At 69.0% G+C, this 21,893-nt stretch carries 21 protein-coding genes and 1 pseudogene; 14 read left to right on the top strand and 8 right to left on the bottom strand.

The genetic code is table 11. From position 1 onward, the window contains the following. Positions 1 to 4 precede the first annotated feature (4 nt). Positions 5 to 568, bottom strand: a complete 564-nt coding sequence (locus ACZ63D_RS11000) for a class I SAM-dependent methyltransferase (RefSeq protein ID WP_465354108.1) — start codon at positions 566 to 568, stop codon at positions 5 to 7. An 87-nt stretch (positions 569 to 655) separates the two neighbouring features. Between ACZ63D_RS11000 and ACZ63D_RS10995 the strand changes: the two genes are divergently transcribed. Beyond that, positions 656 to 1,234 (top strand): helix-turn-helix domain-containing protein, encoded by a 579-nt coding sequence (locus tag ACZ63D_RS10995; RefSeq protein WP_465354107.1) that lies wholly within the window; start codon positions 656 to 658, stop codon positions 1,232 to 1,234. Here the strand turns inward: ACZ63D_RS10995 and ACZ63D_RS10990 are convergent. Then, positions 1,224 to 2,189 (bottom strand): sigma-70 family RNA polymerase sigma factor, encoded by a 966-nt coding sequence (locus ACZ63D_RS10990; protein WP_465354106.1) that lies wholly within the window; start codon positions 2,187 to 2,189, stop codon positions 1,224 to 1,226. The genes ACZ63D_RS10995 and ACZ63D_RS10990 overlap by 11 nt on opposite strands. A 62-nt stretch (positions 2,190 to 2,251) precedes the next feature. On the opposite strand from ACZ63D_RS10990, the gene ACZ63D_RS10985 reads away from it, so the two are divergent. The 4 genes from ACZ63D_RS10985 (at position 2,252) to ACZ63D_RS10970 (ending at position 5,573) form a co-directional block, all read left to right on the top strand. After that, positions 2,252 to 2,860: a maleylpyruvate isomerase family mycothiol-dependent enzyme gene (locus tag ACZ63D_RS10985; protein ID WP_465354105.1), complete on the top strand. Its 609-nt coding sequence runs from the start codon at positions 2,252 to 2,254 to the stop codon at positions 2,858 to 2,860. A 69-nt stretch (positions 2,861 to 2,929) separates the two neighbouring features. After that, a complete protein-coding gene (gene trpB / locus ACZ63D_RS10980; protein ID WP_465354104.1) occupies positions 2,930 to 4,087 on the top strand; it encodes a tryptophan synthase subunit beta in 1,158 nt (385 codons plus the stop codon). Then, positions 4,084 to 4,797 carry a tryptophan synthase subunit alpha gene (gene trpA, locus ACZ63D_RS10975; RefSeq protein ID WP_465354103.1) on the top strand — a complete coding sequence of 238 codons (714 nt, stop codon included), beginning with the start codon at positions 4,084 to 4,086 and terminating at the stop codon, positions 4,795 to 4,797. Before trpB ends, trpA begins: the two co-directional genes overlap by 4 nt. 41 nt (positions 4,798 to 4,838) lie before the next feature. Beyond that, positions 4,839 to 5,573 (top strand): GntR family transcriptional regulator, encoded by a 735-nt coding sequence (locus ACZ63D_RS10970; protein WP_465354102.1) that lies wholly within the window; start codon positions 4,839 to 4,841, stop codon positions 5,571 to 5,573. Here ACZ63D_RS10970 and ACZ63D_RS10965 read toward each other — a convergent pair. Further along, a complete protein-coding gene (locus ACZ63D_RS10965; RefSeq protein WP_465354101.1) occupies positions 5,547 to 7,100 on the bottom strand; it encodes a PucR family transcriptional regulator in 1,554 nt (517 codons plus the stop codon). The two genes, ACZ63D_RS10970 and ACZ63D_RS10965, sit on opposite strands and share 27 nt — an antisense overlap. A gap of 122 nt (positions 7,101 to 7,222) precedes the next feature. On the opposite strand from ACZ63D_RS10965, the gene ACZ63D_RS10960 reads away from it, so the two are divergent. The 3 genes and pseudogenes from ACZ63D_RS10960 to ACZ63D_RS10950 all read left to right on the top strand — a co-directional run bounded on the left by ACZ63D_RS10960 (position 7,223) and on the right by ACZ63D_RS10950 (position 10,793). After that, complete coding sequence (locus tag ACZ63D_RS10960; RefSeq protein ID WP_465354100.1) at positions 7,223 to 8,725, top strand: CoA-acylating methylmalonate-semialdehyde dehydrogenase; 1,503 nt, start codon at positions 7,223 to 7,225, stop codon at positions 8,723 to 8,725. A 7-nt stretch (positions 8,726 to 8,732) separates the two neighbouring features. Then, positions 8,733 to 10,094: pseudogene (locus ACZ63D_RS10955) on the top strand (aspartate aminotransferase family protein); the annotation flags it as partial. 102 nt (positions 10,095 to 10,196) lie between these two features. Next, positions 10,197 to 10,793 (top strand): MarR family winged helix-turn-helix transcriptional regulator, encoded by a 597-nt coding sequence (locus ACZ63D_RS10950; RefSeq protein ID WP_465354099.1) that lies wholly within the window; start codon positions 10,197 to 10,199, stop codon positions 10,791 to 10,793. Positions 10,794 to 10,796: 3 nt separating this feature from the next. Here the strand turns inward: ACZ63D_RS10950 and ACZ63D_RS10945 are convergent, their stop codons facing one another. Continuing rightward, positions 10,797 to 11,462, bottom strand: a complete 666-nt coding sequence (locus ACZ63D_RS10945; RefSeq protein ID WP_465354098.1) for a response regulator transcription factor — start codon at positions 11,460 to 11,462, stop codon at positions 10,797 to 10,799. Further along, on the bottom strand, positions 11,463 to 12,689 hold the full coding sequence (locus ACZ63D_RS10940) for a sensor histidine kinase (protein ID WP_465354097.1): 1,227 nt from the start codon (positions 12,687 to 12,689) through the stop codon (positions 11,463 to 11,465). A gap of 121 nt (positions 12,690 to 12,810) precedes the next feature. Between ACZ63D_RS10940 and ACZ63D_RS10935 the strand changes: the two genes are divergently transcribed. Further along, positions 12,811 to 13,050: a hypothetical protein gene (locus ACZ63D_RS10935; protein ID WP_465354096.1), complete on the top strand. Its 240-nt coding sequence runs from the start codon at positions 12,811 to 12,813 to the stop codon at positions 13,048 to 13,050. 77 nt (positions 13,051 to 13,127) lie between these two features. Here the strand turns inward: ACZ63D_RS10935 and ACZ63D_RS10930 are convergent, their stop codons facing one another. Beyond that, positions 13,128 to 14,558 (bottom strand): APC family permease, encoded by a 1,431-nt coding sequence (locus ACZ63D_RS10930; protein ID WP_465354095.1) that lies wholly within the window; start codon positions 14,556 to 14,558, stop codon positions 13,128 to 13,130. Between the two features lie 390 nt (positions 14,559 to 14,948). Here ACZ63D_RS10930 and ACZ63D_RS10925 point away from each other — a divergent pair, with 390 nt between their 5' ends. After that, positions 14,949 to 15,542 (top strand): TetR/AcrR family transcriptional regulator, encoded by a 594-nt coding sequence (locus ACZ63D_RS10925; RefSeq protein ID WP_465354094.1) that lies wholly within the window; start codon positions 14,949 to 14,951, stop codon positions 15,540 to 15,542. Here the strand turns inward: ACZ63D_RS10925 and ACZ63D_RS10920 are convergent. Further along, entirely contained in the window at positions 15,523 to 16,593 is a 1,071-nt protein-coding gene (locus ACZ63D_RS10920; protein WP_465354093.1) for a DUF6670 family protein, read from the bottom strand. The genes ACZ63D_RS10925 and ACZ63D_RS10920 overlap by 20 nt on opposite strands. 68 nt (positions 16,594 to 16,661) lie before the next feature. On the opposite strand from ACZ63D_RS10920, the gene ACZ63D_RS10915 reads away from it, so the two are divergent. The 4 genes from ACZ63D_RS10915 to ACZ63D_RS10900 all read left to right on the top strand — a co-directional run bounded on the left by ACZ63D_RS10915 (position 16,662) and on the right by ACZ63D_RS10900 (position 20,944). Continuing rightward, on the top strand, positions 16,662 to 18,212 hold the full coding sequence (locus tag ACZ63D_RS10915; RefSeq protein WP_465354092.1) for an FAD-binding oxidoreductase: 1,551 nt from the start codon (positions 16,662 to 16,664) through the stop codon (positions 18,210 to 18,212). Positions 18,213 to 18,755: 543 nt separating this feature from the next. After that, positions 18,756 to 19,040: a hypothetical protein gene (locus ACZ63D_RS10910; RefSeq protein ID WP_465354091.1), complete on the top strand. Its 285-nt coding sequence runs from the start codon at positions 18,756 to 18,758 to the stop codon at positions 19,038 to 19,040. A gap of 87 nt (positions 19,041 to 19,127) precedes the next feature. After that, positions 19,128 to 19,880 (top strand): SDR family NAD(P)-dependent oxidoreductase, encoded by a 753-nt coding sequence (locus ACZ63D_RS10905; protein ID WP_465354090.1) that lies wholly within the window; start codon positions 19,128 to 19,130, stop codon positions 19,878 to 19,880. A 206-nt stretch (positions 19,881 to 20,086) separates the two neighbouring features. Beyond that, positions 20,087 to 20,944, top strand: a complete 858-nt coding sequence (locus ACZ63D_RS10900) for a LysR family transcriptional regulator (RefSeq protein WP_465354089.1) — start codon at positions 20,087 to 20,089, stop codon at positions 20,942 to 20,944. Here the strand turns inward: ACZ63D_RS10900 and ACZ63D_RS10895 are convergent. Then, positions 20,898 to 21,635 (bottom strand): hypothetical protein, encoded by a 738-nt coding sequence (locus tag ACZ63D_RS10895; RefSeq protein WP_465354088.1) that lies wholly within the window; start codon positions 21,633 to 21,635, stop codon positions 20,898 to 20,900. The two genes, ACZ63D_RS10900 and ACZ63D_RS10895, sit on opposite strands and share 47 nt — an antisense overlap. Positions 21,636 to 21,893: the final 258 nt, after the last annotated feature.

Below are 21,893 nucleotides of genomic sequence, written 5' to 3'. Positions count from 1 at the left end.
CCGATTACGCCGAAGGCGAAGAAGTCCTTCGGGCGCAAAGAATCGTGTCGTGCAATTCGCCGCCAGGAACCTTCCGAGTCCGGTTCTCGGCGACAGTGATCACCCACTGCTCGGCGTCCAGTCCGACGTCGTCAACCGTGATCGTCGACTCCGGCGGATGCATCTCCCCGTGGTGATGCCCGACCACCAGCAACGTCCCGCCCGGCGCGACCCACTCCGCGAGCCGCTCGAACAGCGGGCCAGCGGCGTGCACGTAATGCGTGGCGACCAGGTCGAACTGGCCCTTCGGCGTCCATATCAGCAGGTCAGCGCATACCCACTCGACCTCGCTCGACCGTTCTCGAGCCTGCCGGAGCGCCGCTTCGGACAGGTCGACCGCGGTCACCCGCCATCCGTTTTCCGCGAGCCAGACCGCCTCGGCGCCCTCGCCGCAGCCAGCGTCCAGCGCTCGCCCCGGCGGGAGCTTCCCCGCTTCCTCGACCAGCTGCGGATGCGGTTCGAGCTGCGAATGCCCGGCGGCACCGGCCCAGTGTTCGTCCCAATAGGACTGATCGAATGCATGCGGCACAACGGTTCCTTTCCTGGTTCCCCTTCCACCTTGCGAACCCACCAGCACGACTGGCAAGCAATCTTGCCAATCTGTCAAACTCGGCCGATGGACGACGATCGTGCCCTGGACGCAGTCGGCCCCCGGTTGCGCGAGCTGCGCCGGAAGCGGGAAGTCACGCTCGCGGAACTGGCCGCGCGGACCGGCATCGCGGCGAGCACCCTGTCCCGGCTGGAGTCCGGCAACCGGCGGCCCACCCTCGAACAACTGCTGCCGCTGGCCCGCGCGCACGGCGTGACCCTCGACGAACTGGTCGACGCCCCGCAGACCGGCGATCCGCGCATCCACCTCCGCCCGATCAGCTGCGCCGACGGCGTGACGATCCTGCCGTTGACGCGCCGCCCGGGCGGGATCCAGGCGTACAAATTCATCCTGCCCGGACAGCGGAAACAGCAGGAACCCGAGCCCAAAACGCACGAGGGCTACGAGTGGACGTATGTCCTCAATGGACAGTTACGGTTGGTGCTCGGCGAAAACGACCTGACGCTTTCCCCTGGCGAGGCAGCGGAATTCGACACCCGGTTACCGCACTGGTTCGGCGCGGCATCGGCGGAACCGGTCGAGTACCTGTGCTTGATCGGGCGGCAGGGGCAGCGCGCGCATGTTCGGGCCGCACCTAAGGCATGATGGTGGTGGGCAATCCGAAAGCCGGGAAATGGTCTGCGCCGAGGAACGAAGTGAGGTCGCAGATCCGGTCCTCGCGCAGGGTCAGGACGGTGATCGACCACGCCTCGTGCGGAACCTCCGCCGAACCGCCGAGATAGAACGCCACCGCGGGCTGGGCGTTCGCGCTGATCCTCCGGAACCGCCAGCTCGGACAGCGCGTCATCGGGACCTGGAGCGCGAACTCGACCACCGCGTCACGGCCGCGGTACCAGTGCGGCAGCGGCGGCATCGACCACGTGACGTCCTCGGTGAGCAGGCTGACCAGGCCGTCGACGTCGCCGTCGGCAAGGGCGGTCGCGAAGCCGGTGACGAGTTCCTGGAGGCGGGCGTCGCCGAGTGCGCGCAACGTCTGCTGTTGAGTGCGAGCGGGGACCTGCGCCGCGATGGTCCGGCGGGCGCGCGCCAAGGCCGAGTTCACCGAGGTCACGGACGTTTCCATCATCATGGCGATCTCGGCGGCGGAGAAACCGAGGACGTCGAACAGCAGCAGCGCCGCGCGTTGGTTGCCCGGAAGATGACGGCACGCGGCAACGAAGGCGAGCTCGACCGCCTCGCGTTGCTCGTAGCTGGCCTCCGGGAAACCGGGGTACGGGCCCAGCCAGGCCACGTCGGTGCGCGGGGCCGAATCGAGTAGGACCTGCTCGCTCGACGGCCCCAGGTCGACCGGCAACGCGCGGCGGCCGCGCTGCTCGATCAGGTCGAGACAGGTGCGCGTAGCGACCGTATACAGCCAGGTGCGCAGCGCGCTGCGGCCCTCGAACCCGGGCAACCCGCGCCACGCTCGCAGCAGTGCCTCCTGGACGGCGTCGTCGGCATCGTGGATCGAGCCGATCATCCGGTAACAGTGCGCACGCAGTTCCGCACGCAACGGGGCCACCGCACGGGTGAACGCGGCTTCTGAAGAAAATTCCCCCACGACCGACGATTCTGCCGCATCCAGCCGGTCTCACCGGGCAACCACGACCAAGGAGACCTGGAATGACCGCCACCTGGCAACAGATCCACGCCGAACGCGCCGCGCTGGCCGCCGACCTCACCGAGATCCGATGGGACACGCCATCCCTCTGCGACGGGTTCTCCGTCCGCGAGGTGCTGGCCCATCTCACCGCGGGCGCGTCGCTGACGCCGGCGCGCTGGATGGCGGGCGTGCTCCGCTGCCGTTTCGACTTCGATCGGCAGGTCGCGATGCGATTGGCCGAGCACCTCGGCGACAGCCCGGCCGACACGCTGGCCCGCTTCCGCCGGGTCATCACGAGCACGACCAAACCGCCGTTGCCCGTCGTGGCGATGCTCGGCGAGACGGTCGTGCACGGCGAGGACATCCGCCGTCCGCTCGGCATCCGCTACGAGTATCCGCTCGACACGCTCACCACCGTAGCCCGCTATTACCTCAGCTCCGATCTCGTCGTGCTCGCGAAAGGGCGGGTCCGCGGGCTCCGCCTCGCGGCGACCGACAGTGACTTTTCCGGCGGCTCGGGACCCCTCGTATCCGGTCCGACGCTCGCGTTGATCATGGCGATGACCGGCCGTTCCGCGTTCCTCGACGAGCTTGACGGCGACGGGGTCGAGGCGCTGCGGCAGCGGTGACGGGCTTGCACTCCGCGCCCGAGAGTTCTATAACAGTGGAGACAGTTATAGAACTCTAAGGAGCCGCTCATGCGCACCCCACCCCAGGAAGGACGCTTCGGGGAGTACGGCGGGCGCTGGGTGCCGGAATCACTGGTGCCCGCCTGCCTCGAAGTCGCCGACGCGTTCGAGAAGGCCTGGGTCGACCCCGGCTTCCGCGAGCAGCTCCAGACGATGCTGGCCCGGCACGTCGGCCGGCCCACGCCGGTGACGCCCGCCGAGCGGTTGTCCGCCGAACTCGGCGTGACCGTCGCGCTGAAACGGGAAGACCTCACGCACACCGGATCGCACAAGATCAACAATGCGGTCGGCCAGGCGCTGCTCGCGCGGCGGATGGGCAAGCGACGGCTGATCGCGGAAACCGGGGCCGGGATGCACGGTGTCGCGACGGCCACCGCGGGCGCGCTGCTCGACCTGCCGGTGACGGTGTTCATGGGCGAACAGGACGTCGAACGCCAGTCGCACAACGTGTTCCGCATGCGCTACCTCGGCGCGGAAGTCGTTCCGGTCCGCTCCGGCAGCCGCACGCTCAAGGACGCGACCAGCGAGGCGATGCGGCACTGGGTCAGCTCGACCGAGGAAGCGCATTACTGCCTCGGCTCAGTTGTCGGGCCGCATCCGTATCCGTGGCTGGTCCGGGAATTCCAACGCGTGATCGGCGAGGAAGCCAGAGAGCAGCACGAAACCGTGCCGGATTTCGTCGTCGCGTGCGTCGGCGGCGGATCCAACGCGGCCGGGACTTTCGCCGGATTCGCCGACACCAGCGCGCGGCTGGTCGGGGTGGAGGCGATCGGCGGCTCGGGCGCGGCATCCGGCCAGGCCGGGGTGCTGCACGGTTCACGGTCGCTGTTCCTGCAGGACGAGCACGGGCAGATCCGCGAAGCCCATTCGATCGCGGCGGGCCTGGACTATCCCGGAGTCGGCCCGGAACACGCGTACCTGCGCGATCTCGGCCGGGCCCGGTACGTCGCGGTCAACGACGAAGCAGCGCTCGCCGCCGCGGCGCAGTTGGCTCGTACCGAAGGAATCATCCCGGCGCTGGAGTCCGCGCACGCGCTCGCCTGGGTGGCCGAAGCCGCTGGCACCCCGGATCTTCCGGCGGGTTCCACGGTTCTGCTCACCCTGTCCGGCCGCGGCGACAAGGACATCGCCACGCTGATCGCCCGCTCCGAGGAGTCCCGCGCATGAAAACCGACCGCAAAATCCTGATGCCGTACCTCACCGGCGGGATTACTCCACAGTGGACGGATTACCTCCCGGCATTCGCCGCGGCGGGTGCGGACGCGATCGAGGTCGGCATCCCGTTCTCCGATCCGACGCTGGACGGCGTGACCATCCAGGAGGCGTCCAACGTCGCACTCGCCAAGGGAACAACTCCGCAGAGTGTCCTCAAGGCACTGTCTGAGACCACAGTGGACGTTCCGATCATCGTGAGCACTTACGCCAATTTGGCCGTCCGAAAGGGTTTCTGCGCCCAGCTGAAAGAGGCCGGAGTGGACGGCCTGATCGTGCCGGATCTTCCGCTGGAAGAGGTGTCCGCGATCGAGGACGGAATCGAGTTGGCCCTGCTGGTCTCCCCTGCGACACCAGCTGACCGCGCCCGCGAGATCGCCGCACGCAGCCGAGGTTTCGTCTACGCCGTCTCGTCGATGAGCACCACCGGCGAACGCGACCACCTGCCCGCGTCCGCGACCGACCTGGCTACCCGGGTAAAGAACGCCACTGACCTGCCGGTCTTGCTCGGCTTCGGCATCTCGAAGCCAGCGCACGCCGCCGAGGCCGCGCGGGCGGCCGACGGGGTGATCGTGGGCGCGGCGATCATGCGGCGCGTGCTCGACGGCGCGGGTCCGGAGCAGATCGGCGAGTACGTCGCGAGCCTGCGGGCCGCGCTGGACTAGAATCCGCTGGTCAAGCCAGACCTGGACCAGAACGGACGCGCATGGCCCGATACCGAGCGATCGCCGCGGATCTCGCCGCGAAGATCCGCGCCGGACAGTACGCGCCCGGCGAGGCCCTGCCGTCTCAGCGGGAACTCAGCGCCTCCTACGGCGTCACGCTCATGACGCTCCGCCAAGCGCTGCGCGAACTCAGCGACGAAGCCCTGATCGTGCAAAAGCCCGGTCGCGGCACCTTCGTGGCGCCGACCCCGGCCTCCTACCAGCTGGGCTCCTTGCGCAGCTTCACCGAGGACCTGCGCGATCAGGGCTACGTCGTGCGCACCGAGGTCGTCAGCCAAGCGGTACGGCGGCTGCCCGCTCGCGTCGCGGCACGGCTGCAAGCCCGGGCCGCCGATTCCGGTCTGCGGCTGGAACGGGTGCGCGAGTTCGGCGGCCGCCGGGCGATCCACCAGGTGTCCTGGGTCGCTCCCCCGCACGGGGAACGCCTGCGAGATACCGATTTCGCCGAAATATCGCTCTACTCCGCACTGTCCGAACTGGACGTCGTGGTGGACCGGGCGGCCGAAACCATCCGGCCGGACGCTCTCGACGACAAGCTCGCCCGTCTGCTCGACGAACCCGTCCACACCCCGGTCCTGGTCAGCGAGCGCACCACCAGCACCCCGGACGGCACGATCGTCGTCATCGACCGCGCGACCATTCTCGGCAGCATGATGCACATCAGCACCGAACGCGCCGCCGACCGGTTGTCACTGCGCTGGGGTGCCGGAAGCTGAATCGCGATGGCCGTGCGCCAAAACGGCCAGATGCAACGAAAGCCGAGTGTCCGGATTGGACAGTTCAACGCCGAGCAGCCGTTCGATCGTCGCCAGCCGCGAGTACGCCGCCGGACGGCTGAGGTTCAGCGCCTTCGCGAACTCCGTCATCGAATAACCCGACTCGACAAACGCTCGCAACGTCGCGAACGCCCGGCTGGCGCGCGGTTCCGGCAACGTCAGCAACGGCCGCAACTGCGCCTCGGTGAACTCGTGCAGCCGCGGATGATCCCGCAACCACCACAACAACCCGCGCACCCCCAGATCGCCAGCGCGCCGAAGTCCAGGCGCACCAGGCGATTCGACGTCCGCGACCTGCACCGCCTCCTGCAGCGCCGCCGGTAGCTCGCCGAGCCGGCGCACCGGTGCGGCCGCCCCGAACGCCGCCGCCAGCCCCGCCGGAACACCGGCGACCACCCGTTCCAGCAACGCTTTTTCCGCGGCCGCCGAGGAACACGGGAACACCGCCGCCACCCGGCCTTCGGCCAGCACGCCGCCGATCCCGTCGCCGGTCAGCACCGCGTCCAGCAGTTCGCGCTCCTGCCCAGCCCGAGCCGGACGGCACACCAGCACCGCGTAGTACGCCGCCGAGGCCAGTCCCAATGCCCGCGCCCGCGCGCGAACCGAACCCTCGTCCGCGCCGTGCAGCAGATCCCGCAGCAAATCGCCCTGCGCTTCGATTTCCACCGACAACGGCGAGCGTTCCAGCAACTTCCCGACCGTTAACGCCTCGGCCGCGCGTTCGAGCACCATCCAGGCCGACGGCTGCTCCACCGACCGCACGGGCACCACCAGCCGGCCCCAGCGTTCGCGCGGCGGCCCGACCGGCGTGCACAGCCAGCCTTCCGGGCCGCCGACCTCGGTCACGACGCGAAACGGCACTCGCCGGGACCGGGCGGGCCAATCGCGCAGCAGCGATTCGGCCGAACCGGCGCCAGCGAACGCGAGCGCCCGATGCGTCCGGTCCTCCAGCACGACCGGCAGCCCGATCAAGTCCGCCGCGTGCGCGAGGACCGCGTCCGGCGCCTGCGAAGCCGAACCGACCGTGCTGAACGCCTCGTGCGCGCGCTCGGCCAGCCGCAACCGCTCGTAATGCGCGTTGACGATCCGGGCGTGCACGATCTCGGTCACCTCGATGAAGCGCACCGTGCTGCGCAGCTCCACCAGCGGAAACCGGGCGGCGCGCGCGGCCTGCACCAAAGCGTCGGGCAACGCCTTCAAATGCTGTCCCGGCTCCACGACGAGCCCGATCGCCCCGGCGTCCCGCAGCGACCGCACGTAGGCCACCGCGTCGAAGCCCGGCTCGGTGCACGCCCTTCCGATGGAAAGCACCAGAACGTCGCTGGTCAGCGTCCCGGCGACGTCGCTCAGCTCGCTCACGTGCACCGACCGCACCGGCACGTCGACCGCGTCCGCCGCCGAGCGCACGACCGGTGCCCCGGCGGCCATCACCGGCAGCTCGAGCACGTCTCGCAGGGTCAGCGGCACGACCTCAGGATAACCCGACGAACTGTAAAGCAAGACCCACGCGAACCGACGGTTCGTCGGTTACCCGCGACCCGCGCGAGAGGGACCCTCAGAGGGCGAATACCAGGAAGAAAGGTGGCTCGATGAGCGATTCCGTGCCGACGCTGTCCCAGTGGATCGCCGGCGGCGAAGCGGCAGGCACGCCGGACGGCTACGGGGACGTCACGAACCCGGCGACCGGGAAGGTCACCGCGCGCGTGCCGCTCGGCTCGGCCGCGGACGCCGAGGCCGCGATCGCCGCCGCGAAGGCCGCGTTCCCCGCCTGGCGCAAGACCTCGCTGGCCAAGCGCAGCCGGGTGCTGTTCCGGTTCCGCGAACTGCTCGACGCGCGGTCGGAGGAACTCGCGAAGATCATCACCGCCGAGCACGGCAAGGTGCTGTCCGACGCGGCGGGCGAGGTCGCGCGCGGCCTGGAGGTCGTCGAGTTCGCCTGCGGAATCCCGCAACTGCTCAAAGGCGCGGCGACGGCCAACGCCTCTACCGACATCGACGTCACCTCGCTGCGCGAACCGCTCGGCCCGGTCGCGATCATCTCGCCGTTCAACTTCCCCGCCATGGTCCCGATGTGGTTCTTCCCGATCGCGATCGCGGCCGGGAACACCGTCGTGCTGAAGCCGTCGGAGAAAGTGCCGTCCGCGGCGAACTGGCTGGCCGAACTGTGGCGTGAAGCGGGTCTGCCCGAAGGCGTGTTCAACGTGTTGCACGGCAACAAAACCGCGGTCGACGCGCTCCTGCACAGCCCGGACATCGAGGCGGTGTCGTTCGTCGGCTCGACGCCGATCGCGAAGTACGTCTACGAGACGGGCACCGCGAACGGCAAGCGCGTCCAGGCGCTCGGCGGTGCGAAAAACCACATGGTGGTGCTGCCCGACGCCGACCTCGACCTGGTCGCCGACCAGGCGGTCAGCGCCGGTTTCGGGTCCGCGGGCGAACGCTGCATGGCGGTATCGGTCGTGGTCGCGGTGGGCGACGTCGCCGACGCGCTGGTGCCGCGGATCGCCGACCGCGCGAAGACGCTGGTCACCGGCGACGGCACCCGCGGCTGCGACATGGGTCCGCTCGTCACCGCCGCCGCGAAGGACCGGGTGACCGGCTACATCGCCGCCGGCGCCGAAGCCGGTGCGACGCTGGTGCTGGACGGCCGGGAAGGCGAGTTCGACGCGGACGGCGAGGGATTCTTCGTCGGCCCCACGGTGTTCGACCACGTCCGCCCGGACATGCCGATCTACACCGACGAAATCTTCGGCCCGGTGCTTTCGGTGGTGCGGGTGGAAACGTTCGCCGACGCGATCGAGCTGATCAACGCCGGTCCGTACGGCAACGGCGCGGCGGTCTTCACCAACGACGGCGGCGCGGCCCGCCGGTTCTCCGCCGACGTCGAGGCGGGCATGGTCGGCGTGAACGTCCCGGTGCCGGTCCCGGTGGCGTACCACTCGTTCGGCGGCCGGAAGAACTCGCTGTTCGGCGACACCCACGCGCACGGCGGTGAGGGCGTGCACTTCTTCACCCGCGCCAAGGTCGTCACCACCCGCTGGCCGGGAGCCGGACAGGGCGGGCTCGACCTCGGCTTCCCGCAGAACGTTTGAGAAGGAGTCTGCAATGGACACTCAGTCGGCAGCAGCCCGGCACCTGTGGATGCACTTCTCCCGCATGGGAAATTACCCGGACTCGCCGGTCCCGGTGATCACCCGGGGCGAGGGCGTGCACATCTGGGACGACCGCGGCCGCCGGATTCTCGACGGACTGGCCGGGCTTTTCGTCGTGCAGGCCGGGCACGGCCGCCGCGAGCTCGTGGAAGCCGCCGCACGGCAAGGAAACGAGCTGGCGTACTTCCCGATTTGGGGCTATGCCACGAAACCCGCGGCGGAACTGGCCGAACGACTCGCCCAGCTCGCGCCGGGCGACCTCAACCGCATCTTCTTCACCACCGGCGGCGGCGAGGCGGTCGAATCCGCCTGGAAGGTCGCGAAGCAGTACTTCAAGCTGACCGGGAAACCCAGCAAGCACAAGGTGATCAGCCGCGCGGTGGCCTACCACGGCACCCCGCACGGCGCGCTCGCGATCACCGGGCTGCCCGCGATGAAGAAGGACTTCGAACCGCTCACGCCGGGCGGGCATCGCGTGCCGAACACCAACCTGTACCGGCATCCGGAGTTCGCCGACGACCTCGAAGCGTTCGGCCGCTGGGCCGCGGACCGGATCGAGGAGGCGATCCTGTTCGAGGGCGCGGACACGGTCGCCGCGGTCGTGCTCGAACCGGTGCAGAACTCCGGCGGCTGCCTCACCCCGCCGCCGGGGTACTTCGAACGGGTGCGGGAGATCTGCGACCGGCACGACGTGCTGCTGGTCGCGGACGAGGTGATCTGCGCGTTCGGCAGGCACGGCGCGACGTTCGCGAGCGAGAAGTTCGGCCTCCAGCCGGACCTGCTGACCTGCGCCAAGGGACTGAGCTCCGGCTACAGCCCGATCGCCGCGCTGATCGCGTCGGACCGGGTGATGGAGCCGTTCCTCGGAAAAGGCGTCGGCTTCCCGCACGGCTACACCTTCGGCGGACACCCGGTGTCGGCCGCGGTCGCGCTCGCGAACCTCGACCTGATGGAACGCGAAGGCCTCAACCAGCGCGTACTGGACAATCAGGACGCGTTCGGGGCGACGCTGGGCAAGCTGCTGGACCTGCCGATCGTCGGCGACGTGCGCGGCGACGGCTACTTCTGGGCCGTTGAACTGGTCAAGGACAAGGCGACCCGCGAGACGTTCAACGCCGACGAGCGGGAACGTCTCGTCCGCGGCTTCCTGCCCGGCGCGCTGTTCGACCGCGGGCTGTACTGCCGTCCGGACGACCGGGGCGACGTGGTCGTCCAGTTCGCTCCGCCGCTGATCGCGGGGCGGGCGGAGTTCGACGAGATCGAGCAGATCGTGCGGGACGCGCTGCTGGAGGCGCAGAAACTCGTCTGAGCCAGCTGGCGAGGGAGGAGGCCGGGACCAGCTGGTCCCGGCCTTCTTCCGGGCCGTCGCCTATCATGGGCGCCAAGGAGCCCTCACCGCGAGGCGGCGCGCATGCCCGAGCACGAACCCGGCCTCGACCGGCGGCTGGCCGACGCGATCGAGCGGCTCGGGAACGGCCTGCGCGCGCTTTCCCAGCGCAGCGCCCGCACCCAGGGTCTTTCCCCGCTGCAACAGCAGGCGGTGCTTTCGCTGTCCCGGCATCCCGCGCCGCGCCGCGAGGTCAACGCACTGGCCGCGGAGTTCGATGTGACCACGCCGACGATGTCCGACGCGGTCAGCGCCTTGGAACGCAAAGGACTTCTCACCCGCTCGCCTGGCTCGGACGCGCGCCGCCGCCTGCTCACCCTGACCAGCCGCGGCTGCGAAGTCGCCGCCGAGTTGTCGGCGTGGGACGAGCAGCTGGTGCGCTCGCTGGCCGCGATGGCCGAGCAGGACCGGGCCACGACGCTGCACACGCTGCTGCGAGTGATCGCGGACCTCCAGCGCAGCGGCGCGATCAGCGTGGCCCGGGTGTGCACGACGTGCCGGTTCTTCGGCCCCCACGAACATCCCGACCCGAAGGCTCCGCATCACTGCCATTTGATGGGAAAACCCTTGGCACTGACCGAATTGCGGACCGACTGCCCGGAGCACCAGCAACCGCAGTGAGGGTTATTCCTCGGCGTCCCGTATCACCAAGGCGATCTGCACCCGGTTCACCACGCCCAGCTTCGCGAACAGGCTGCTCGTATGCGCCTTCACCGTCGCGACGCTGATGTGCAGCCGCGCCCCCACCTCGGCGTTCGACAGCCCTTCCGCGATCGCCCGCGCGGTGTCCAGTTCGCGCTCGGTCAGCACGGCCAGCCGCGCCCGCGCCGCCTCCCGCGCGGCACGCCGGGTCTCCGACGAGCGCGGCCCCATCGCCGCGGTGATCAACCGGCTGGTGGCCGCCGGGGAGAGCGCGGGATTCCCGCCGGCGACCGCGCGCACCGCGGCCAGGATGTCCGGCGGCGGGGTGTCCTTGAGGACGAATCCGAGCGCACCGGCCCGCAGCGCGCCGAGGACCATCTCGTCGGAATCGAACGTGGTCAGCACCAGGACGCGGGGCGGGTCCGGCCAGCTGAGGATCTCCTCGGTCGCGCTGAGGCCGTCCCGGCCGGGCATCCGCACGTCCATCAACACGACGTCCGGCCGGAGCCGGCGGACCTCGGCGATCGCGGCGTCGCCGTCCGCTGCCTCGCCGGCGACCTCCAGGTCGGCTTCGCCGTCGAGCATGAGCCGCAACGACATCCGCACCAGCTGATCGTCATCGACCAGCACGACCCGCACCCGGTCCACTCACTCGCTCCCTTCGCCGCGGGCAGGCCACGGCAGCCACGCACTCAGCACGAACCCGCCGTCCGGATCCGCGTGCCAGTCAAGTTCACCACCGGCCAGCTCGACCCGCTCGGACAGCCCCAGCAACCCGAATCCGGCCGACGGCGGCGGCTTCTCGCCCCTCGTCGCGCCGGAATCGCGCACCGTCACGCGCAGCCCCTCGCCTTCCCCGCCCGCGACGGTGACGCACACTTTCGCGCCAGGCGCGTGTTTCCCGGCGTTGGTCAGTCCTTCTTGGACAATCCGGTACACCGTGCGGGCAAGCAGATCCGGCGGCGTCCCGACCGATTCCGGGGTGTAGCTGACATCGACGCCGAGTGCGCGGGCGTCGGCGATGAGCGCGGGCAGATTCGCGAGCGACGGCTGCGGCGGCTCCAGCCCGCCCGGGCTGGCCCGCAGCACCCCGAGCACCTCCCGCAGTTCCTCCAGCGCCTGATGCGCGCCGTCGGCGATCCCCTTAGCCAGCAAGGACACTTGCTCCGGCGGCAGATCGGAGCGATGGCCGAGCACCCCGGCCTGCATGGCGACCAGCGAAACCCGGTGCGCGAGGACGTCGTGCATCTCGCGCGCGATCCGATGCCGCTCGACGATCCTCGCCTCCGCCGCCCGCGCGACCTGCTCGCGTTCCGCGCTTTCCGCCCGTTCCCGCAGCGACCGCAGTTCCTCCCGGCGCGCCCCGACCGCCGCCCCGATCGCCACGACGATGCCGGTGATGAGCGTCGTGAGCGCAATGGACAGCCACCACGGGTCGGGGTCGGCACCGCGCGGGTAAAGCCCCTCCGTGACCGCCCCGGTCACGACGCAGCCGATCCCGATCACCGTGGTCTCGACCGGCCTGCGCCGGGTGGCGAGCGACCCGAGCACGAGCAGCGCGGCCCCGCCCGCGGAAGCGGAAACGGCCGAAATGATCACCACGCCGGTAGCGACCGAAAGCGGATACCGCCGCCTCCACAAGCTCGCGACCAGGCAACCGAGGCCGATCAGCGGGTCGCCGAAAATCAGCCACCCGATCCGCGGATCCTGCGACCCCTCCGGCAGCTTGGCGGCGATCGTGGTCCAGGCGAGCACCCCGACCAGCGCGGCCAGCACCAGCCGCCACCCCTGTTGCCACGGCCGGAGCCGGGTCTGCTCGACGATCACCCAGCCATCCTCGCCGATCCGCTCCCGCCGTGCAGCAGCCCCAGGCACAGCCCACACCTAGACCAAAGTCTTACCCGACTTTGGTCTAGGTGCGAACCGAGCCCCAGGCCCGATGCGCGACGCGGCCGCCGTCCTCAAACTGGACCCACCAACGAACCGGGGAGAACACATGAGCAAGGGCGGCTACGGAGCCGTGCAGGCGGTTGGCATGGTGATCACGATCGTGTGCGCACAAGCCACCATCCGCAGCTTTTTCGACCACGAAACCCACCAACTGTGGGGCGCGTTCACCTGGGTCCCCGGCGGCTGGACCGGACAGCTGATCTCGCTGCTGGTCCTCATCGCCGTCGGGCTGGTGCTGGCCGGATGGGCACACGACCGAGCGAAGGAAAAAGACGAAGCCAACTGAGCCGGGGGTCCGCGGGGCGGGCTATGGACGGACCCTTGTCCGGGCATCCATAGCCCGCCCCACAGGAACCCCTCCGGTCAACGCACCTCCGGCCCCAACGCCGCATACGTCTCCGGACGCCTTCGTCGCAGATAAGCCGCCGACAACAACCCAGCGACGATCAAGATTGGCAACAACCACGGCAACAGCCCAATCCACGCCGCGTCCGACCCAGCCATCGTCGGAAAGTTCAGCACCGCAAGCACAATCACCCCGATAAGCCCGGCCCCGCCGAGCCCCGGCGCGACAAACGTGCTCCACCAATGCGGATCACGCCGCTGCCGGAAAAACACCACCACCGCGATCGACGCCATCGCCTGCAGCACGAGAATCGCCAACGTCCCAAACCCCGTCATCGACGACGTCAGAAACGCCACCGGGTCAAGCCCCAGCACCGCGAAAATAGCGGCCACGACCGTAGCGAACCCGATCTGCGCCGCACTGGCATTGCGCGGCGTACCAGAAACCGTACGCCCCAACGTCTTCGGCAACACCCCGTCCCGAGCGAGCGCGTAGATGTAGCGACTAGCGGAGTTGTGCAACGCCAGCAGCGCAGCAAACAAACTCACCACAAGCAGCAGCTGCATGACGTCGGTAAGCGCGGTCCCCAGCACGTCCTGCGAGGTAGCGAGCAACAAGTCACCAGCCGCAAGATGTTCCTGCGCAACAGATTTCGCGCTCGCCACCCCGATCGCACTGACCAACGCGAGCGACGTCACCGCCGCGAAAACCCCAATCGAGATCACCGCAATGTAAGTAGCACGCGGCACCGACCTGTTCGGATCACGCGCCTCCTCACTGAACAACGCAGTCGCCTCGAACCCAATGAAACACGTGGCAGCAAACAACAACCCAAGCCCGAGCGACCCAGACGTCACCACCGCAGGCGACAACGCACTGAGCGAGTACCCAGACTTCACCAGCACCGCGACGTCGAACACGACCAGAATGCTGACCTCAAGAATCAACGACACCGCCAGCACCTTCGCCGAAACGTCAACCCCACGACGGCTCAGCAAAAACACCGCGACCACCGACAACCCCGCCCAGAACTCCCACGGCAAATCCACATGAAAGACCCGGTCGACGACACCCCCCGTCAACGCACCTGACGTCCCCACCGCCCCCGCGACGAAACAGTTATACCCAGCCAACGCGACAAACGCCCCCGACAGCCCAGCCGGACGCCCTAACGCAGCAGTAAGATAGGCGTAGAACCCGCCAGCGTTGGAAACATACTGGCTCATCCGCGCATACCCGATGCCGAACAGCAGCAACACCACCCCAGCGATCAGAAACGACGCAGGCATCCCACCGCCATTGCCCAGCGCGATCCCGAGCCCCGCGATCACCACCATCCCCGTCAGCGGCGCAACCGCAGCAAGAACGAGAAACGCGATCCCGCCAGTACCAAGCGCATTAGCGCGAAGCTGCCCGCCAACAGCCTCCGATGCCGACCGCTGTCCCATCAGGCCTCCCTATCCGCTCCAGGGCGCCCCGCCCTCGCAGCGTCCCAGTGTGCTTGCCCCAACGCCGATCGCCCTTGTCCCCGCCAGCAGAAGTCTTGCCAATCCGCGCATTGGGGGCGCTAGCCCCCTCCCTAAAACCGCCACCACCCCACCCCCGCAACCCAGGCAGCCACACCCGCCCCTGCACCCCGATACGAAGCCCTCTCTGCGGTTCGGGGGTGGTTGTCAAGGCACGCTTTCCCGCCTTGACAACCACCCCCGAACCGTCAGCACACTCGGGCTTCGGGGTGCCCCACGCCCGACCCCACGGCAATGTCGCCCCCAGGCGACGAGCCGAACCCCCACCGTCCACAATAGACCCCCACCGAAAACCTCAGCTACACTAACCCCATGGCAACCCCGGCAGGCACCAAAGGAATGCCACGCCCCAAACGAGAACACCTCATCCTCAACGCCGCCGTCCAAGAATTCGGCACCCACGGCTACGCCCACGCCTCAGTAGCCACCATCGCCCGCCGAGCGGAAATCTCCAAACCCCTGATCTACGGCTACTTCGACTCCAAAGACGGCCTCTACCTAGCCTGCCTGCACCGAGGCGCCGCCCCCCTCGTCGACGCCGTAACCAACGCTCAAACCGGCACCGGCCCAACCCGAGCCCTGAACACCCTGGAAGCGATCTTCCGCACCCTGGAACCCCGCCGCCTGGACTGGGCAGTCCTCTGGGACCCCACCCTCCCCCCAGGCTCCGCAGTGGATGAAGCAGCCCTCGCCTACCGCCGCAAACTCTCCGCCCTAGGCGCGGAAGGCACCCAAGACGCCCTGTCCTCTGCCGGTTTCGCCGACCCCGCCGACGCCGCACTGTTCGCACGAATCTGGTACGGCGCGGTAACCGCCACCGTCGACTGGTGGCTGGAACACCCCGAAGAACCCGCCGAAACCACTACCCAGCGCTGCGCCCGCATCCTCACCTCCCTGCGCGGCTGACCTCGCAATCCACCCACTCGAAATACCCGCTCCCCGACACCGCCCGCCCTCGGAACGCCCCGGAATACGTGTAAGCACCGACATAACCGCGCCCGTGCCCATACCGCAATGGACTGTCCACAACAGCCTCCAGCGCCACAACTTCCTCGGCACCGTCCAGCACCGTCCACCGAAACCGCTCCGGCACCCGCATCTCCCGCCCCCGCGGATCCACCTCCGGCTCAGCCCGATGCTCCACCTTCACCCGGACATCCCGAAACACCGCCGCCGCACCGTCAAGCGTGCGCAGATGCGCGAGCCGGCAAGCCGTCGCCCCCGCCGCACGAACATCGGTCAGCAACAACTGCGTCCGCTCATCAAGATTGACAATCTGATACGTGAAAAAGTCGATCGGCAACTTGAACCGCAACGGCAGCGGCGAACGCCGAAGCGCCTGCGGCGAAAGCGATCGCGCATACTCAACCGTGCAGAGACCGCCGATCTCCGTCTCACCGGTGTCATCAGTGATCATCCCAGCAAAAGTGGCAAGCAGACTCAAATGGTCGTACGCCGGATTCCGCACAAACCACGAGACCTGCGGCGTCGCAGTGATCGCCAAGTCCGCCGAGAACCCGTCATACCGCGCGTGCATCTGATACGACGGATGCGCCGCTTCAATAGCCAGGTCGGAATCCCACTCCAACCGCGAACCATCCTCGGCGAAACAACATTCAGTGTGCGAATCGTAAGCCTGATAATGGTGATGCCCAGGCGCGGCAGTAGACGACAGCACGGTCGTCGTCCGGCGCGCATCCGAGGTCGCGAGGTAGTCGTTGTCGAAACAAACCGCGCCAGTGCTGCCGATCAGAGTCATGGTGTTGAGATAGCGATGCGGCCCCGGCAACTCCGGCACGAAAATGCCGTAATGCGTCCACGCCCAAGTCCGCGAATCCGCCTGCGGCCGCAGCAGCCCAGGCCGGTCGAACGGCTTCACGGACGCCTCAATCCGCTGGTCGAAGCGAGGAAGCACCCGGTTCACGACGAATGGCGCGGCAGCGGTCAGCACGCTCATCTTTCCTCCTCAACGCTTCTTACTCTAGAGTAAGTTACCCTCGAGTCAATTCGGAAGGGAGCAAACGGATGACACGTTCCTGGTGGGGCTGGGGCGATGCCGAGAAAGCGCTCACCGCCGAAGAGTCAGCCGCGCTGGTCGCCCGCACGTCCGCGCTCCTCCCCGCCCACGATTTCACCGACCACGCCCCGCCCTCGCCGAACGACCTGCCGGTCCCGCCGTCCCGCCTCCGCCTGCCCGCCGCACTCGCCCGCCTGTGCTCAACCGACCAGGTCGACCGGCTGTCGCACGCGCGCGGCAAAGCGTTCCGCGACGTCGTACGCAACCTGGAAGGCCGCGTCGAAGCCGTGCCGGACGTCGTCGCCCGGCCAGAATCCGAGCAGGACGTACTCGACCTCCTGGACTGGTGCTCCACCCACGGCACCCCGGTAATCCCTTACGGCGGCGGCAGTTCCGTCGTCGGCGGCATCGAACCGCGCTTCCCCGCCCCCGCGATGTCGCTGGACCTCAGCCGCCTCGATCAGGTCGTGGAAATCGACCGGACAAGCCGCGCCGCACGAATCCAAGCCGGGATCTACGGCCCTGCCCTGGAGGACCAGCTCCGCCCGCACAACCTGACCCTGCGGCACTACCCGCAGTCTTTCACCCACTCCACGCTGGGCGGCTGGCTGGCCACCCGCGCCGGCGGCCACTTCGCCACCCTGGCCACGCACATCGACGACCTCACCGAATCCCTCCGCGTCGTGACCCCAGCTGGCGTCAGCGAGTCGCGACGCCTGCCCGGATCAGGAGCCGGACCATCGCCGGATCGGTTGTTCCTCGGCTCGGAAGGCACGCTGGGCGTGATCACCGAAGCCTGGATGCGACTGCGGGAACGCCCACGCTGGCAAGCAAAAGCGTCGGTAACCTTCACCCGATACACCGACGCAGTACGTGCGACTCGCGCCATCGCCCAGGCCGGCCTCTATCCAGCGAACTGCCGCCTCCTCGATGCCGCGGAAGCATTCCTCAACACCGGCGTCCAGACCGACGGCCTGCTCCTGCTCGCCTTCGAGTCCGCCGACCATCCAGTAGACGCCTGGCTAGACCGCGCCCTGGAACTCACCGCCGACCACGGCGGCACGACCACCGCCCGCCGCGGCGATTCCGGCTCGACGTGGCGGTCGGCCTTCCTGCGGATGCCCTACCAGCGCGACGCCCTCGCCCGCCGCTCGATGGTGGTGGAAACCTTCGAAACCGCCTGCACGTGGGACGCGTTCGAGCCCCTCCACGAAGCAGTCACGACAGCCGCGACCACGGCGATCGCCGAAATCTGTGGCGCAGGCGTGGTGACCTGCCGATTCACCCACGTCTACCCGGACGGTCCCGCGCCGTACTACGGCATCTACGCGACCGGCCGCTGGGGCAGCACCGTCGCGCAGTGGGACGAGCTGAAAACCGCGGTGTCCGAAGCGATCCTGGCCAATGGCGGGACGATCACCCACCATCACGCCGTCGGCCGCGACCACCGTCCGTGGTACGACCGGCAACGCCCAGACCCGTTCGCCGCCGCCCTGTCCGCGGCGAAGAACGCTCTTGACCCAGCAGGAGTCCTGAACCCAGGGGTGCTGCTCCGCTAACCCGTCACCGCCGCGGAGACCGCGAGTCGGCAAATCTGATCCAGATCCTCGACCTGCTGTCGCATTCCCTCCCGCTCGAACGGATCGCCATTCCGCCCGCCGCCACCGAGTAGGCGCGCTGGTTCTGCGCGCGTACCGGCTCGGCGAGATCCGGCGATTGCGCGACTCGGACACGCATGCCACCGCCCAGCCACACCTGCACAAGAACACCGTCCACTATCGCGGCCGAAGGCCGAGGAACTGCGCCGACGGCCGCTCGCCCAACATCGGCCGGAAGTAGAAGCCACCCTGCGTACGGCCACTTTCCCGGCCAAGCAGCTACCCCGGAACAGGCCGGTGCTGAGCTGTCTGTCCACTGTGGATTGGTTTGCCTTCTCGCGAAGCCGTGTTAGCCTGTCGCCGTGCTGCGCCTCATGACGTCCGAGCGACTCGTAACCCGGCGCGCCGGCTGAACCAGGCTGCCGGCGCGCGATGCCGGCGTACGGTTTTTCTCTTCGGGACCTGGCCCCCGTTTCCCGCCAGACCTTCCTCCCGGAGAACGCCATGTCCTTGAGCACCTTCTCGTCCGCCCCGTACACCTCCGCCCCGGCCATGCTGGTCCGCCGCCGGATCGCGACGTATTTCGTCGGCGGCATCGACCAGATCCCCGGCCTGGTCGCCACGCTGAGCCAGCACGGGAAGCTGATCCACGAGCTGTCCGTCGACGTCCGCGAGGGGGTCCGGGAAAGCAGCATGGTCAGCACGGTCCTGGTCAGCCCCGAGGCACTCGAAGGGCTACTGGACGCGCTGCGCGGCCTGCCGTCCGTCGTCTCCGCTGAGCTCGCCTGACCTCGCCGAGGTCACCCGCCCGGGTGACCCGGCAAGGCGGTAGGGCCATCGCGCAAACTGGGGTCCCACCAGCGAAAGGCACCCCACATGCGATTGGCCGACAAGATCGCCCTGATCACCGGCGCTTCGAGCGGAATGGGCCGGGCGGCCGCGCTCACCTTCGCCCGCGAAGGCGCGACGGTCATCGTCACCGACGTCGAAGACGCGGACGGCGCCGCCGTGGCCGAAGAGATCCGCGCCGACGGCGGCCAGGCGGAATACCGCCGCCTGGACGTCACCGACGAAGACTCCTGGACGGCCGCACTCGCCGGCGTCCTGGACCGGCACGGAAAGCTCGACGTGCTGGTCAACAACGCTGGCATCAGCGGCACCTTCGACCCGGACCTGACCAGTACGGCGTTCTACGACCGCCTGCTGCAGGTCAACGCCCGCGGAGTGTTCCTGGGCATCAAACACGGCGCGGCGGCGATGTCCGGCCGGGGCGGAGGTTCGATCGTGAACCTGACGTCGATCTCCGCGTCGATCGGCCAGGTCGGCGTGCACCTGGGGTACGCCGCCTCGAAGGGCGCGATCAAGGCGATGACGACCACCGCGTCCGTCCACTACGCGGGCGAGGGAATCCGGGTCAACGCGGTGGCCCCCGGCTTGCTGCCGCCGATGCGTACGTCCCGTGGCTCCACCGATCCGGTGTGGCGAGCGAAGCAGGTCGAGGGCGTGCCGATGGGGCGGACTGGCGAGGTGCAGGAGGTCGCTGACGTGATTCTGTTCCTGGCTTCCGCGGAATCCTCGTACGTGACCGGAGTGGAGATCCCGGTGGACGGGGGTTACACCGCCCAGTAGGCGTTTCGGGGCTCCCCTGAGCGGGAGCCCCACGTGCGCCGACCGCCCACTCGATTTGGCTTCCAGCTCCGACGGCCAAGCCCTTCCACGCACAGCCAAACCCCGGTCCCGTGATCCCCGCCTCCGCCTCGATCGGCCGTCTCCCACCCGTCCACGCGGTACGTTCACCGGAGCACTCCCCGGTTGGCGAGACGGAGGCGAAGCCGATGGAACTGAGGCAGGTCGAACACTTCCTCGCCGTAGTCCGGCACGGCAACTTCACCCGCGCCGCCCAAGACGTGCACGTCGTGCAGTCCGCTCTCAGCGCGTCCGTCCGCAAGCTGGAAGCCGACCTCGGCGCGGACCTGTTCGACCGCACCACCCGCCGAGTCACGCTCACTCCCGCAGGCGAGGCCCTGCTCCCCCTGGCCCGCCAAATCGCCGCGAATGTCGACTCCGCCCGAGGCGAGGTAGCCGCGGTGACGGGTCTCGCGCGCGGCCGGGTGTCGATCGGGACCATCCAGACCCTGACCGTCATCGACCTGCCCGCCAAACTCGGCGAATTCCGCGCCCGTTATCCGGGAATCCGCCTGCGCGTCCGGGAAAGCACCATCCCCGGACTGACCGCCGCGGTGTCCGACGGGGAACTGGATCTGTCCTATGTGGGCGGTCCGCTGCCGGAGGACCTGGCCGAATTCGCCAGCTGGCAGCAAACCCTGGTCCTGCTCACCCACCCCGGACACCGCCTGTCCTCCCGCCGCCGAGTCCGCCTGGCGGAACTGGACGGCGAGCCTTTCGTCGACTTCACCGGCAGCGGCCTGCAAGCTTTGGTCGACCGCGCCTTCACCGAGGCCGGAGCCCGCCGGGACCCAGTGTGCGAGGCGACCAACGTCCCCCTGCTGATAGATCTGGTCGCGGCCGGGCTAGGCGTCACCGTGGTCCCCGAGCAAGTCGCCGCCCGCTCCGGACTGCCGTTCGCCCACCTCACCCAGCCGACGCTGGCCCGCACCATCTACCTGACCGGCCGCTCGGCAAACCTCACCAACCCGGCGGCCCGGGCGCTGCTGGCCCACCTCCTCGCCTGACCCCGCGCACCGGCGCGAGCACCAGAGCGAACCCGACCAACCCCAGCACCAACGCGACGGTCGTCAAACCGGTAATCCCCGCGACAAACGCCAGCGCGAATGCCCTGGCACCGAACCGCCGCAAAAGCCGGACAACGTCGCGAGTCGCTCCATCGACCGTCTCGACATCGGCTGCCAGGCCGAGGCTGGGTGGCGACTCGACACCGCCGATCGACTCGATCCCAGCCGCCGGACCAAGGCTGGTCAGCGACTCGCCACTGCCGAACGAACTGGCGCTGGCTGCCTGGTCGGTGCTCACCACCGGCACAGTGCGCGATGCCGGGCCGACGTTGGCCGCTGGCTCAGCGCTCACTGCCGAGACCGCACCCGCCGCTGAGCCAACGTCGACCGCTGAGCCGACGCTCGACACCGGATGGACGCCAGCCACCGAGCCAGCGTCGACCGCCGCGCCGACGCTCGGCACCGAGTCGGCACCAGCCGAGCCAGCACTCACCACCGCGCCGAGGCTCGGCACCGGATCAACGCCAGCCGCCGAGCCAGCACTCACCGCCGAGCCGAGGCCCGGCACCGGACCGACACTCGCCACCTCGTCGACGCCGTCCGCCGCGCTCGCGCCCATCGCGCCGAGGGCAACGCCATCGAGGGTGCCCTCCCGATCTCCTGCCGCGCCGAGAGCAACGCCACCGGACACGCTCCCCCGGTCTCCCACCGCGCCGAAGGCAACGCCATCGAGCGCGCTCCCACGATCCCCCGCCGCACCGACGACGACGCCGTCCGGCGCGATCCGGCGATCGCCAACGACTCCCTCGGCACCGAGGCCGGTCCCGGTATCGGGGGGGGGGGGGGGGGGGAAGGGGGGGGGGGGGGGGGGGAAGGGAAACCAGCCGGAGTCTTCGGTGGAATCGCCAAGAAAAAACGCCATAGACTGCGTACTGGCGCACGTCGACCA

The sequence above is a fragment of the Amycolatopsis sp. NPDC104775 genome (assembly GCF_055583325.1).
The sequence above is the reverse complement of the archived record's forward strand: the minus strand, read 5'-3'. Positions and strand labels throughout refer to the sequence as shown.

Excerpts from the sequence above, each read along its gene's own strand:
- ACZ63D_RS10995 (WP_465354107.1), top strand. The coding sequence starts at position 656 with ATGGACGACGATCGTGCCCTGGACGCAGTCGGCCCCCGGTTGCGCGAG.
- ACZ63D_RS10985 (WP_465354105.1), top strand. The coding sequence starts at position 2,252 with ATGACCGCCACCTGGCAACAGATCCACGCCGAACGCGCCGCGCTGGCC.
- trpB (WP_465354104.1), top strand. The coding sequence starts at position 2,930 with ATGCGCACCCCACCCCAGGAAGGACGCTTCGGGGAGTACGGCGGGCGC.
- trpA (WP_465354103.1), top strand. The coding sequence starts at position 4,084 with ATGAAAACCGACCGCAAAATCCTGATGCCGTACCTCACCGGCGGGATT.
- ACZ63D_RS10970 (WP_465354102.1), top strand. The coding sequence starts at position 4,839 with ATGGCCCGATACCGAGCGATCGCCGCGGATCTCGCCGCGAAGATCCGC.
- ACZ63D_RS10960 (WP_465354100.1), top strand. The coding sequence starts at position 7,223 with ATGAGCGATTCCGTGCCGACGCTGTCCCAGTGGATCGCCGGCGGCGAA.
- ACZ63D_RS10950 (WP_465354099.1), top strand. The coding sequence starts at position 10,197 with ATGCCCGAGCACGAACCCGGCCTCGACCGGCGGCTGGCCGACGCGATC.
- ACZ63D_RS10935 (WP_465354096.1), top strand. The coding sequence starts at position 12,811 with ATGAGCAAGGGCGGCTACGGAGCCGTGCAGGCGGTTGGCATGGTGATC.
- ACZ63D_RS10930 (WP_465354095.1), bottom strand. The coding sequence starts at position 14,558 with ATGGGACAGCGGTCGGCATCGGAGGCTGTTGGCGGGCAGCTTCGCGCT.
- ACZ63D_RS10925 (WP_465354094.1), top strand. The coding sequence starts at position 14,949 with ATGGCAACCCCGGCAGGCACCAAAGGAATGCCACGCCCCAAACGAGAA.
- ACZ63D_RS10920 (WP_465354093.1), bottom strand. The coding sequence starts at position 16,593 with ATGAGCGTGCTGACCGCTGCCGCGCCATTCGTCGTGAACCGGGTGCTT.
- ACZ63D_RS10915 (WP_465354092.1), top strand. The coding sequence starts at position 16,662 with ATGACACGTTCCTGGTGGGGCTGGGGCGATGCCGAGAAAGCGCTCACC.
- ACZ63D_RS10910 (WP_465354091.1), top strand. The coding sequence starts at position 18,756 with ATGTCCTTGAGCACCTTCTCGTCCGCCCCGTACACCTCCGCCCCGGCC.
- ACZ63D_RS10905 (WP_465354090.1), top strand. The coding sequence starts at position 19,128 with ATGCGATTGGCCGACAAGATCGCCCTGATCACCGGCGCTTCGAGCGGA.
- ACZ63D_RS10900 (WP_465354089.1), top strand. The coding sequence starts at position 20,087 with ATGGAACTGAGGCAGGTCGAACACTTCCTCGCCGTAGTCCGGCACGGC.